7 protein-coding genes are annotated in these 13676 nt (G+C 52.2%); 6 read left to right on the top strand and 1 reads right to left on the bottom strand.

Annotation, left to right across the window (positions count from 1 at the left end; all coding sequences use genetic code 11):
* Positions 1-90 precede the first annotated feature (90 nt).
* The 3 genes from ACQ4M4_RS22250 (at position 91) to ACQ4M4_RS22240 (ending at position 1280) form a co-directional block, all read left to right on the top strand.
* Positions 91-555: an SMI1/KNR4 family protein gene (locus ACQ4M4_RS22250; protein ID WP_430686664.1), complete on the top strand. Its 465-nt coding sequence runs from the start codon at positions 91-93 to the stop codon at positions 553-555.
* Between the two features lie 38 nt (positions 556-593).
* Positions 594-725: a hypothetical protein gene (locus ACQ4M4_RS22245; RefSeq protein ID WP_430686663.1), complete on the top strand. Its 132-nt coding sequence runs from the start codon at positions 594-596 to the stop codon at positions 723-725.
* Positions 726-812: 87 nt separating this feature from the next.
* The gene (locus ACQ4M4_RS22240) at positions 813-1280 is read left to right on the top strand and encodes a DUF4279 domain-containing protein (protein ID WP_430686662.1); all 468 of its coding nucleotides are present in this window, start codon (positions 813-815) and stop codon (positions 1278-1280) included.
* Between the two features lie 3 nt (positions 1281-1283).
* On the opposite strand, the gene ACQ4M4_RS22235 is transcribed toward ACQ4M4_RS22240, so the two are convergent.
* A complete protein-coding gene (locus ACQ4M4_RS22235; protein WP_430686661.1) occupies positions 1284-3035 on the bottom strand; it encodes a hybrid sensor histidine kinase/response regulator in 1752 nt (583 codons plus the stop codon).
* Between the two features lie 487 nt (positions 3036-3522).
* Between ACQ4M4_RS22235 and cobN the strand changes: the two genes are divergently transcribed.
* The 3 genes from cobN to ACQ4M4_RS22220 all read left to right on the top strand — a co-directional run bounded on the left by cobN (position 3523) and on the right by ACQ4M4_RS22220 (position 13539).
* Positions 3523-7506 carry a cobaltochelatase subunit CobN gene (gene cobN / locus ACQ4M4_RS22230; RefSeq protein WP_430686660.1) on the top strand — a complete coding sequence of 1328 codons (3984 nt, stop codon included), beginning with the start codon at positions 3523-3525 and terminating at the stop codon, positions 7504-7506.
* Positions 7507-8044: 538 nt separating this feature from the next.
* Positions 8045-9100 carry a potassium channel family protein gene (locus tag ACQ4M4_RS22225; protein ID WP_430686659.1) on the top strand — a complete coding sequence of 352 codons (1056 nt, stop codon included), beginning with the start codon at positions 8045-8047 and terminating at the stop codon, positions 9098-9100.
* 818 nt (positions 9101-9918) lie between these two features.
* Positions 9919-13539, top strand: coding sequence for a DUF4347 domain-containing protein (locus ACQ4M4_RS22220; protein ID WP_430686658.1), 3621 nt, complete (start codon positions 9919-9921; stop codon positions 13537-13539).
* Positions 13540-13676 lie beyond the last annotated feature (137 nt).

Raw genomic sequence — 13676 nt, 5'->3', positions numbered from 1 at the left:
GCGTTGGCAAAAGTCGTCGATGTCACAAAACACTTCTTCTAAACTAGTCATAGGAGGGGCTCTGCTGATGTTTCTCTTAAAGCTCAGCTTATCCAGTCCCTCCCTTTCTTATCCATAACTCAGGTTTTTCATAATCTTCAGAAGCGTAAGGTAGGACGCTATTTCACCCGTCCTTGTAGCGTAGAAGAGGTGCAGAAGCTGGAAGACAATTTAGGACTTCGCTTACCAGCAGCTTACAGGGAATTGTTGCTCTGGATAGGAAATGGCGGGTTTGTTTTTGAAGGACAATACTTCCGCCACTATTTGATTAAAGGGAATCGAGCAATGGCAATAAAACTGATGCAAGTTTTAGGTCTCTCTGAATCTTTGCCAGAAGATGCGATCGTTTTTCTTCATGATCAGTTAGATGAATATTTTTACTATATCTGTGCTTCGGAAGGAGACGACCCCCCTGTTCATGAGTTCTATGCAGTTGGAGGAGAGTGTAAACACGTGAAGAACTACTCCAAAAAACTTGAGGAGTATATGCTCAGAAGGCTTCGCTCTTTTTTGTAGAAGAACATGTGTTTAAGAGCTTAAAGTAGATTATTTATATGACTGACTTAAATCTTCTTCAAACAGCAGTTGATCGCTCCTTCTTCTGCTGTACCCTCACGCCCGATGGGAAAACCGCGATCGCAGGCGACTATGGCAGTTGTGTCCACTTCTTCAGAGTAGAAGAATAAATCTGGAACTGGCCTTTGTCACTCGAGCCCATTAAGCTGCATTACATAGTGCGATAGTGACACGTTTAGTAACAGGTTGTATTCAGGATGTCTAGCTCAAAACACTATCTCAACAACAACCCTGCTTGCAAGGAAACGCATCTTAGATTCGGTATCTTAGGAAGTGATCTAGAACCAGATGAAGTTACTAGAGTTCTTCAAATTCAACCACATAAAGCTTTTGCCAAAGGAGATTTATTTGAAACTCGTAGTGGGCAGCATAAAAGGTCAAGTGGATTGTGGAGTTTCAACACAAAGAGTCTTGTGAATTCCACAAGCCCAGAAATACATGCAGAGTATCTCCTTGATAGGATTGAACCAAGAGCAGAGACTTTAAAGAGCGTTTTTCAGGAACGAGGTTATAGGCTTTCGATCTCAGTGTGGTGGGAGGGTAATGATTATCACGGTGGATTCACGCTATCTACTAAAACTCTTCGTCGATTAAGTTGTATTTGTGAGGAGATAAGCTTTTTCTTTATTTCCTCTGATAGTGAGGAGTGCGATCGCTCCACTTAGCAATCACGATTGAGCTAAAGACCCTTGGGTAATGAGTGCTAAAACCTTGGGCAAAATTTGCTCAGGAGAAATGGGTTTAACTAAGCACTCATCGGCTCCCGATTCCTTGCATCGAGCTTGGGTGTCTTCCAGCGAGTTCGGCGCGATCGCAATGACCTTTAGCTTTTTGGTGGTGGGATTTTGCCGCAAATGGCGAATGAATTCGTAGCCATCGCTTCCAGCGTCTTCAATATCGGCAATCACAGCAGCAGGCTGAAGCATTTCAATTTGGCTCATGGCCATGGTGCCATCCAGCATCCACACCACCTGGTAGCCCGCCGCCGTCAGCATGTCGCAAATAATATTCGCGCTTTCCTCATGATTTTCGATAAGGACAATGCGACCCTGGGTTGCGCCTGAGTGAACCTCCAATTCCACATTAGGCAGAACCTCGTGAGCAGCCACCTGCCGCACGGGTAAATACACCGTAAATATCGAACCCACGCCAACGGTGGAATCGACCGCAATGCGGCCTCCATGCAGTTCCACCAACTGCTTGGTGAGGGCAAGCCCCAAGCCCGTCCCTTCGTAAACGCGCTGATAAGAGCCATCCAATTGCTGAAACTTTTGAAACAGCAGCGATCGCTTGTGTTCGGCAATGCCAATTCCCGTATCCTTGACCTGAAAAATGACCGAGTTAGGATCGGCAAAAACTCGCAGCGTCACTCGGCCCCCATCCGGCGTAAATTTGACCGCATTGCTCAGCAAGTTGAGCAGCACTTGCCGCACCCGATAGGGATCCGCCACAAAGCGATCGCGACCGGGTGCCACCTGCACATCTAGCTCCAGCTCTACGGCATGCTGCTCGGCAGCGTCTTCGACCGATTTCAAGGCTTGCTGGGCCATCAGCGACAGCGAAAATTCGCTGAGCTGCAAGACCGTTTTGCCCGACTCAAACTGTGACATGTCGAGAATGTCGTTGATGATAGCCAGCAAATGCTGGCCGCTGTCGTGAATGGTTTGCAAAAAGCTGCGTTGGCGATCGCTCAGCTCATCCCGTGACCAGCGCATCAGCGTTGCCGACATGCCAATAATCGCCGTGAGCGGTGTGCGCAGCTCATGGCTCATGGCTGCAATAAATTCATTTTTGGTGCGGCTGGCGGCCTCAGCAGCCACAATCGCATCGTGCAAATCTTGAGTGCGATCGCGAATTTGCTTTTCCAGTGCCGCATTTTTTTGAAGCAGATCCGCCATGGTCAATGGCCCGCTCTCCACCACCTCCTTGCGTACTATCGGAGCTGGTTCAGGTGCGATCGCAGGCTCCGGCGCGATCGCCTGAATTAGCCGCAGCGTAAACTGGCTTTGCAGCATTGGATCATTTGCCCCAAGCTGAGTTCGCTGCTCCTTAAGACGATATCGCAACGCATGGTCGGCGGGCAGGTCTGCAATCCAGCCATCAAGCACCGCAGCAATTGTCGCTGGGTCAAATGCCAAATGAATGGTATAACAGTCCCAGTTGTTCAGCCCGTTTGCCTGTTGCAACTCATCAGCAATGGCTTCGCTACGCCCCACCAATAGGGCACTAAACAACGGCGAAACCACCAACGAAAACCGATCAAACGTGATCTCGTCGTTCCAAGATAGGGGCAGATCTTGCTCTGTTAGCCATAGGGCAATGCCCAACTCCTGGGCCATATCGCACTGAACCTGGCACAGCTTATTCAGTACGGCTGAAGATACAACCTGAGACAGCACAAATTTTTCAGGGCTGAGCATAAAAAGAGGTGATAAACCGCAACCAGCGGTCGAGGTGCAGACCCTAACACCAGTGTCTGAAAATACGTTTCTCAGGATGCTGGCAATAGCCTACCGGGCCTACATCATGCCATGGGTCGAGATGGCTATACGGTGGTTATCTATCTTAAAAAGAAGCTCCAAAGCTTGCTTAAAAAGCCCATTGCGATAGTTAACGTCTCGAAGTGGTATTGGCAGGTCAGCTTGTAGTTGGTCTGAAGTTTTACTAGGTTTAGATTTATGCTATCGCTCCCCTAGAGTTCCTTCGGTTCTCGTAAGAATTTCGTGATAAGCATTAGGAAATTATAAAGATTCGTGGTGCAAATTGAGCAAATTGCATTTTTTATTCTTTAGGCCAAATTCACCATTCGGAGACCTGGATTGCCGTGTCAAATTGGGGCCGAATGCGTACTAAATGCTGTTACCTTCTGCCTTTTCTATAGGATAGGACTGGGTGGATGGTTGTGACATGCCCGCAGTCTCGGTCGGGTCCCTCATCTCTCCTGTTCCCCATTGCCATGATTCTCGTTTTTACATGCACCGACTCGCCGCAACCCCCGGAGGCTGGACTCCCGATGCCGATGGCGTCATATTCCTTGAGCAAACGCCTGCACCGCTGATTGTGCTAACCGCAGCCGATACCGACATTCAGCTATTGGCCCGCGCTCGCACTCAGCTCCCGTCCGATTTTCCAGAATATCGGGTAGCCAATCTGCTTCAGCTTCAGCAACAGCTCACCATTGATACCTACGCCGAAGAGGTGCTGGAAAAAGCGGAAGTGATTGTGCTGCGGCTGCTGGGAGGACAAGCCTACTGGCCCTATGGTCTGGAGGTGGTTCAGCAAACAATCGCCCAAACGGGAGCAACTCTGTTGGTGATTCCGGGTGACGATCGCCCTGATCCAGCTTTGCTCAGCCATTCCACCGTACCGTTGGCTGTGGTGAACCAGTTTTGGCGCTACATGACCGAGGGCGGCCTGGATAATATGGTGCAGGGGCTTCAGTTTTTGAGCGATCGCATTTGGAATACGAGCTACCACCCGGCGGCTCCCCAGCCTGTTCCTATGGTTGGCCAATACCCATGGCGTGAGCCATCTGTGCAAAGGGGCGATTGCCTATTCAAGACACCCTGCCCAAAAGTTGGCATCCTGTTTTACCGGGCGCACTATCTGGCTGGCAACCTGGAGCCAATAGAGATGCTGTGTCAAGCCTTGAGCGATCGTGGCTTAGAGCCTGTTCCGGTCTATGTGTCCTCATTGCGAGACCCCGATGTGCAGTCCGAGATGCTGGATTGGTTTCAGCCGAAGGAGCAGCCAGGAATTGACGTGTTGCTGAATGCGACCAGCTTTTCCCTGGCGCGGCTGGATGCCGAAACGCACAACGTTGCCCTGTGGGAGCGGCTGAATGTGCCGGTGCTGCAACTCATTTTGAGTGGGGGCACGCTAGAGCAGTGGAAAGGACAAACGCGGGGACTGGCTCCACGCGATGTGGCGATGAACGTGGCCTTGCCCGAGGTGGATGGACGGATTATTTCGCGGGCGATATCGTTTAAGTCGGTGCAGGCACATCACCCCCAGCTTGAGGTGGATGTGGTGGGATATGCCGCTGTGGGCGATCGCATTCAGTTTGTGGCCGATATGGCAGCCCATTGGGTGCAACTGCGGCATACTCCGGTGGGCGATCGCCGCATTGCCTTAATTTTGGCCAACTACCCCACCCGCGATGGTCGCCTTGCCAATGGGGTTGGGCTGGATACCCCCCAAAGCTGTGTCGAAATTTTGAAGGCACTGCACGCAGCGGGCTACACCGTTGGCCCCATTCCCTCCGACGGTGATGCGCTAATTCAGCAGCTTACCCGAGGGAGAACGAACGATCCAGAAGGCGCAGAGCTACGGGCGATCGCCCAGTCCCTATCCCTGCCCGACTACGCCTATTGGTTCCAACAATTGCCCCAGGCCGTGCAAGCCGATGTTTGCGATCGCTGGGGAAGCCCAGAACAGGCGATCGCGCCCACTCAGCTGAACCCTGCTCAGTCGAATAATGTTTGGGCAGATGGTGTTTGGGCAGATGGTGTTTGGTCGGATACCGCATTTCCCATTGCTGGAGTGCAGTTGGGCAATGTATTTGTGGGCATTCAGCCAGCGCGCGGCTACGACCAAGACCCCAGCCTCAATTACCATGCTCCCGATTTGCAGCCCACCCATCATTACTTAGCGTTTTACCAGTGGGTGCGATCGCACTTTGGGGCTCATGCGGTGGTGCATGTTGGCAAGCACGGCAACTTGGAATGGCTACCGGGCAAAAGCGTTGCCCTATCGAACGAGTGCTATCCCGAAGTGGCCTTTGGCGCACTGCCCCACTTTTACCCCTTCATTGTGAATGACCCCGGTGAGGGTTCCCAAGCCAAGCGCCGCGCCCAAGCCGTGATTATCGACCACCTCACCCCGCCCCTTACCCGAGCCGAACTCTACGGCAACCTGCACCAGCTCGAAGCCCTGGTCGATGAATACTACGAAGCCCAAACCCTAGACCCCACTCGGCTTCCCACCATTCGCGATCGCATTCTCACCCTCCTCACCCAAGAAAACCTCCAGCAAGAACTTGGCCTCTCGACCCTACTCCCCACTCCCCACTCCCCACTCCCCACCTTAGCCCCTAGACCCCAATCCCTAACCCCCCTCTTCTCCGAGCTGCTCACCCGCACCGACACCTACCTCTGCGACCTAAAAGAAGCCCAAATTCGTGATGGGTTGCACATCTTTGGTCAATGCCCAACTGGTCGGCAATTGCGAGATCTGGTTGTGGCGATCGCCCGACATCCCACCCCCAACCGACCGGGACTGACTCGCGCGATCGCGGCTGCCTGGAACTTCCAGCTTGACCCACTGACGGCGAAGGGTGGAGAACCTCTGGCAGAACCCGACAGGATGAACCCTTCCCTTCAGGGATGCCGTACCGTTGGCGATGCCATTGAACGCATGGAACAGACAGCCGCTCACTGGGTCGATGCCATGCTCAGCGCTGGGAACATGCAATCGGCCCAACTAGCCGGCCTGGATGAAGACCCTGCAACCCAGCACCCAGCCGTACAGGACGTGCTCAGCTGGATAGTGGCGACTCTCATTCCAGTCCTCCAGCAAACCCAGGCCGAACTCACTCACCTGCTCCATGGCTTGAATGGGGGCTATGTGCCCAGTGGTGCCTCGGGTGCGCCAACCCGGGGACGACCCGAAGTTTTGCCCACGGGACGCAACTTTTACTCCGTCGATATTCGCGCCATTCCTACCGAAAGTGCCTGGGATGTGGGCCGCAAGTCGGCTGAGGCTCTGGTAGAGCGCTACGCCCAAGAGCACGGCGAGTTTCCCAAAACGCTGGGACTGTCGGCCTGGGGCACCTCTTGTATGCGAACGGGCGGCGATGACTTGGCACAGGCAATGGCGCTGCTGGGGGTGCGGCCCGTGTGGGAAGGAGCCTCGCGCCGAGTGGTGGATTTTGAAATCATTCCGCTGTCGCTGTTGGGGCGGCCTCGGGTGGATGTCACGCTGCGGATCTCGGGCTTCTTTCGAGATGCATTTCCCAATTTGATTGATCTGTTTGACCAGGCGGTGCAGGCGGTGGCGGCGCTGGATGAACCCGAGGAGCAGAATCCCCTGGCGGCGCGATCGCGCCAGGAAACTGAGCAATGGCAAGCGGCAGGTTTGGAGCCAGATCAAGCCCTGGAGCGATCGCGCTATCGAATTTTTGGGTCGAAGCCAGGAGCCTATGGCGCTGGATTGCAGGGGTTAATCGAAGCGCAAAACTGGACGAGCGATGAGGATTTGGCGCGGGCCTACCTGAACTGGAGCGGCTATGCCTACAGTCGATCTGGCAATGGTCGCCCCGCTTCAGAGGCTTTTGAGCAGCGGTTGCGCAACTTGCAAATTGTGCTGCACAACCAAGATAACCGCGAACACGATCTGCTGGATTCCGACGATTACTATCAATTTCAGGGAGGCATGACGGCAGCGGTGCGATCGCTCTCGGGTCAAAATCCGCACACCTACTTTGGCGACCATTCACTCCCCCAACACCCCCGCATTCGCACCCTGTCCGAAGAAATTGCCCGAGTTTACCGATCGCGGGTTGTCAATCCCAAATGGATTGCCGGGGTCATGCGCCACGGATACAAGGGCGCGTTTGAAATGGCGGCAACGGTGGACTATCTGTTTGCCTACGATGCAACAGCTCGCTGCGTCGAAGACTTTATGTATCAGGGCATTGCCGATGCGTATCTGTTTGACCCGCAGGTGCAGGCATTTGTGCAGGCCAAGAACCCCTGGGTGCTACGGGACATGGCTGAGCGCTTGCTCGAAGCCCACCAACGGGGACTGTGGCAAACGGCCTCATCCGATACGCTGGAAGCGCTGAAGCAGCTTGCCAATCAGGCCGAAGGCGCAATCGAAGAACATCCGTAAAATGTTGATACTGGTCTTAAGGATCTCGACATTCTTAGAAGACAGATCCTCAAACTCTGTGCCGTCTGATGTGTGGACGGCACAGAGTTTGAGGGTTATCTGGTGAATGATGGCTGCTTGCTTACAACCCCCATCCACCCATGAAAAACACAACCACAAGATGGTTGGACTGAGTGGATGAGGTCAGGATGCTATTCATCCAGCTTTACAATAAGGTCTAGTTAGAGAAATGCTGGGGCCAGCTAGATCTGGTGTAACAATTGGTGTTGAAGCGATTTGGCTGATGATACGTTCGGCTTGCACAATTTATTATCTGATGACTGAATAAGTTGTTGTCATGTCGGTTGCAAGTCGGGGGCGATCGCTTCTATCATCTATTTCTTCTCATCTTCCGTCGTGATTCCGTCCCAATATCCTGCACGGTATCCTCCATGGTTGAGTTTGGTGGTGGGTTGCCATTCGGCCTCGGCTTCAACCTCAAGGTTCTACTCTCTGCTTTCAATGTTTAACTCATCGCCAACGGTGCGATCGCCCATCTATGCATACATCCTTTCGCCGCATTATCACAGGGATGATGTTGTTCATCATCACTATCATTGTGGCAACAGCAGGATATGTCGCATCGGGTTGGTCATTTATTGACTCTATTTATCAGGTTGTGATTACCGTATTTGGCGTGGGCTTTGGCGAAGTGCAGCCCATCAACACGCCAACGCTGCGGGTGTTTACCATGCTGGTAATTGTTGGCGGCACTTCTTCTGTGGTGTATGCCGTTGGCGGATTGGTGCAAATGATCACAGAAGGCGAACTGAACAAGGCGCTAGGCGTACGACGCATGATTAAAACGATCGCAACTCTAGAAAATCACGTTGTGATTTGCGGCTTTGGGCGAATGGGGCAAATTTTGGCTCGAGAACTGGCCAACTTTATGCAGCCCTTTGTGATAATTGACAACAGTAGCGATCGCATTACCGAAGCTCAAGAACTCGGCTACCTGGTCATTACTGGAAACGCAACGGATGAAGAGGTGTTGCAACTGGCCGGGATTGAGCGGGCTCAATTTTTGGCGACAGCGCTCCCCGACGATGCTGCAAATGTCTTCATTACGCTCACGGGTCGGGGGCTCAATCCTAACTTAGTGATTTTGGCGCGGGGCGAATTTCCAACAACCGAGCGCAAACTCAGGCTCGCTGGAGCCAATCATGTTGTGCTACCTGCCACCATCGGTGCCATGCGCATGGCCCACATGATTACCCATCCAGCCACGCTCGATTTTCTCGATCGCAACAACGGCGGCAGCAGCCTCAACGAAATGCTAGCCCACATTAACCTACAACTTGAAGAACTCCTGATTCCCAAAGGTTCCCCCATGATTGGCCATTTTGTAAAAGACATTGAAGCCAGCGGCAAGGGCTCATTCATGGTCGTCGCTCTCAAACGCGCCGAAGGGCAACTCGTTACCAGCCCAGGTACAGGAGTTGCCATTCACGAAGGCGATATTGTGATTGTGATGGGCCGCCGGGGCGATATTCCCAAAATTGAGAATTTTTACACGCTTAAACAAGGCATGCGCTATCGCGGTGCTAAACACTAGGCATGGGTTGCAGCTTAGCTTTGGGATAAATTCTGACGGAATTTATCCCAAAGCTAAACCGAACTGGTGCATTTCGCACAAAGTTCCAAAGTTGTCGGACGACTTTTCGTGGATAGAGCCTGCGAGAAGTTGTCCGACTGCGTATGGAAAAGTTTAAGCGTGCTTCAAGCCCTGTACTGTCCCGCTCCTCGTGCTCCCCTCTCTTGTGTTTGGACGCAGGGAAAGGAGTTTAACGCCTCTTCTCCCAATCAGCGACAACAGGCCATCAGGGACGCTACGGCAATAAGTATAAACAATGCCAAAAACGCTGAACGTGTTGATTGAGAGACTTTTGCGGAACCACCCAAGAAACCCTATCGAATTTTTTCTAGGGCTAATTGCATCAATTGAGGGGTAACACTCGTAATTGTACGGAACTTATAGCGAGCTCATCATTAAAATCCCTGTATTTGTTCCAAGATCCCTTTTTTGTATTCCCTAAGATGGATGACAGAATGATTTCACGTTAATTGGACTGATTAATCTTTCTTAAAATGGATTACCGGGCTGATTGCGTCTCAATTGGGCTACTTAGTTTATGTTCCAAGCTCAATTGGACAATCATTTTGCAATACTCACCAGCAGCCACTAGCAAGTTTTAACAATCAAATACTCCGCTAAACCAAGAGACACAGAGAGTCTGCGTTTTGTCACGGATGTGGCCTTGCGAAATTAGTCATTCCGCTGGCCACGATGTACAAAATGGCAAGCTGTGCTGTGTCAATTTGAGCTGTCTGGCGTTTCGATGATGTTCACCAAACCTTCCTAACTGTCACCTAATGAACGCTACACTCCTACGCCAATCACGCGACTCTGTTGATTTTGCCTCGCTTCAGGTTGATTCTCCGAACACGGTTATTGTTTTCGATGCAACCGTGTCGGATCTTGAACTGCTAAAAGCAGGGGCTGTTGAATCGGCAGCCGTATATGTGTTGAATGGCGATCGCGACGGTGTTTCCCAAATCACGGAAGTCCTCGAAGCCTATTCCCTAAACGGTTATCCAGTTGCGCTGCACATTGTTTCTCATGGTGCGCCGGGTACGTTGTCGTTAGGGAACACAGAACTCAGTCTTACAACGCTGCCTCAGTACGCCCAAGCAGTTCAATCCTGGTTTTCCAGCAGCAGCGGCAACGCCCTCTATCTCTACGGCTGCAACGTCGCCCAGGGAGATGCGGGTATCGAATTTGTTGAAAAGTTGCATCACTTGACCCAAGTGGCGATCGCCGCTTCCAACACCCCAACGGGCAGCGCAGCCCTCGGTGGCGACTGGAACTTACCTGTGCGCATCGGCATCACCAAACCCAGTCTGGCGTTTCACCCCAATACCCTGGCAGCTTACCCAGCTACGTTAGCGCAAATCATTGGTACAAACGGCGATGATACCCTCACAGGTACCCCCGAAAACGACTTCATCTCTAGTCAAGACGGAAACGATCTCCTTCTTGGTGAGGGTGGAGATGATGCTCTGGTTGGCGGCTTGGGCAATGACACCCTCGAAGGTGGCCTAGGCAACGATGTTCTTGATGGCGACGATGTCTCCGTCGGTGGCAATGATGTACTGAACGGTGGCGACGGCAACGATACACTCATTGGGGGTGCTGGGGATGATTCGCTCAATGGCGGCGCCGGAAATGACACGATTGAAGGTGACGACGGCAACGACTTAATTCTGGGAGGGGACGGGAGTGACTATATTGCGGATACCAGCGGCAACAACACCATTCAAGGTGGTGACGGCAATGATTCAATCAACGCCGGACTTGGAAACGACACCATTGTAGGCGGTGCCGGTATCGATACCATCTTTGGTGAAGATGGCAATGACATTATCAATGGTGGCCTGGGAGACGATAGTAGTTTAGCTGGTGGTGCTGGCGATGACACCATTCTCGGTGGTGATGGCAACGATCGCCTCTTTGGTGACGCCGGAAATGACTCGCTCGATGGTGGAGATGGAAATGATTCTTTTGAAGGTGGTGACGGAATCGACACCATTCTGGGAGGAAACGGCAACGATTCAGTCAATGCCGGACTTGGAAACGACATCATCCAAGGCGGTGCCGGCATCGATACCATCTTTGGCCAGGATGGCAACGATGTAATATCTGGTGGCACTGAAGGCGATTCCCTTATCGGTGGCAGCGGAAACGATTTCCTTAACGGTGATGATGGAAACGATGTTCTGTATGGCAGTTTGGGCGCTGACACCCTCGAAGGTGGCCTTGGTAGTGACCTTCTCGTTGGCGATGATACTTTCTTTGTCGAAGGTGTCGGCAGCAATGATGTGTTGAAAGGTGGTGATGGCAATGATGTGCTGACTGGCGGTTATGGAGATGATTCCCTGTTCGGCGGTACTGAAAGCGATGACCTTTATGGTAACGATATCCTTCGCGGGGAGGATGGCAATGATAAGCTGTATGGCGGTCTAGGCAATGACGCCCTCGAAGGTGGCCTGGGCAACGATTTTCTTGAGGGCGATGATACCTTCGGCGGCAGCAATGATGTGTTGAACGGTGGTGCTGGCGACGACACAATCTATGGTAGAGCCGGAAACGACACCCTTAGCGGCGATGACGGCAGCGATGTACTGTTTGGTGGCCTAGGCAATGACACCCTCGAAAGTGGCCTAGGCAACGATAGACTTGAGGACGGGGATGTCTTCTCTGACGATGATGATGCCGACATTGATGTCTTAAACGGTGGCGATGGCAACGACACCCTCAGCGGTAGCTATGGAGATGATTCGCTCACAGGCGGTGCTGGTGACGACACCATCTTTGGGCGGGAAGACGACGATACTATATTTGGCGGCACTGAAAGCGATGCCCTCTACGGTGGTGATGGCAGCGATACCATTCACGGTGAGGATGGAGCTGACTACCTCTCCGGTGGCTTGGGCAATGACACCCTTGAAGGCGGCCTAGACAATGACTTACTCGTTGGCGATGATTCCTACTCTATCGAAGGTATTGGCAGTAATGACCTCCTGAATGGTGGTGATGGTAACGACTCGCTCTATGGTCTGTATGGTGACGATTCTCTACTGGGTGGCATTGGCAATGACCTCCTTTATGGTGGTGATGGCAACGATACCTTACGAGGATCAGATGGTATAGACACCATTTTGGGAGACGCAGGCGACGACTCTTTGTTTGGCGGCCTTGAAACCGACATCTTGAATGGTGGTGCTGGCAACGACAGCCTACAGGGTGGCGCTGGTAATGACACGATTGAAGGTGGCGATGGTAACGACTTCATCCGTGGCGAAACCGAAAACGATACCATTCTTGGTAATGCTGGTAACGACACCGTACTTGGAGGTCTTGGCAACGATACGCTTGATGGTGGTGTAGACAACGATAACCTTGATGGTGTGAACGGAGATGACTCCATCTTCGGCGGCGAAGGATTAGATACCTTATCGGGTAATGTCGGTAACGATACGCTAGATGGTGGAGCTGACAACGACTCGGTCTTGGGTGGGGCCGGAGATGACTCGCTGCTGGGGGGTACTGGAGACGATACACTCCTTGGCGAAGATGGTAATGACCTGATTCGTGGCCTAGACGGAAACGACTCTATTTCCGGTGGCGTTGGCAACGATTCCATCTTTGGTGGCCTTGACAATGATGTAATCGATGGCGGAACTGGCAACGATAACCTTTATGGTGGCGTTGGCGACGATTCCATTCTTGGCAGTGATGGACAGGATACGCTGTTTGGCCTTGAGGGCAATGATACGCTGAATGGTGGAGCCGACAATGATTCTTTGCTTGGTGACATCGGAAACGATTTGTTGTTCGGCGGGCCAGGAGACGACACACTCAACGGTGAGGACGGTAATGACATCCTGCGAGGTGGACTTGGCAAAGATGTTCTCTTAGGTGGTAATGGGAATGATGTGCTGGTTTCAGGTGGTGAACCGGATGTGCTGACTGGAAGCGCAGGGGCAGACACGTTTGCCTTTTTGGCTTCTACTAAGCCAGCTGCCTTAGGTCACTCTCTCATCTCTAGCCTGGATGAGATTACTGGATTTAACGCAGCAGAGGGCGATCGCATCTTGTTCAGCTTCACCAATAATCTAGCCAGCCCGAATCAACCGGTAGGCTTGTTTAATGCAGGGTCGGTTGCTGGAGCTAGCTTGACAGCAGCAGCGAGTGCAGCCTTTGCAGACAAAAACCAAGTCAGTGGAGGTGCACAAGCTCTGCTAGCAGATGAAGCCGTATCCTTTAACTGGCAAGGGAAAACCTACCTTGGCGTGAATGACAGCAATGCAGCCTTTAGTGCAAGCTCAGATTTCGTTGTTAAGATTTCGGCAATCAACTACTTTCACCCCTCCGCTCCGACTTCCGGAGTTCTCAACCTGAACAACTACTTTGCTGGCACTCCCGTCAAGTAACAGATGCATAGGCTAAAAACTTGATGCGTGGGACTCACACCTTAACGTGGGTCCCATTTGCTTTAAGCTTTGTTTAACAGCTCTAGCATCACGGCTGTTAAGTGCCTCGACACCATTAAAAACTAGATCTGGACCTA

The organism is Leptolyngbya sp. AN02str, from assembly GCF_050565595.1.
GTDB lineage: Bacteria > Cyanobacteriota > Cyanobacteriia > Elainellales > Elainellaceae > Kaiparowitsia.
The sequence above is the reverse complement of the archived record's forward strand: the minus strand, read 5'-3'. Positions and strand labels throughout refer to the sequence as shown.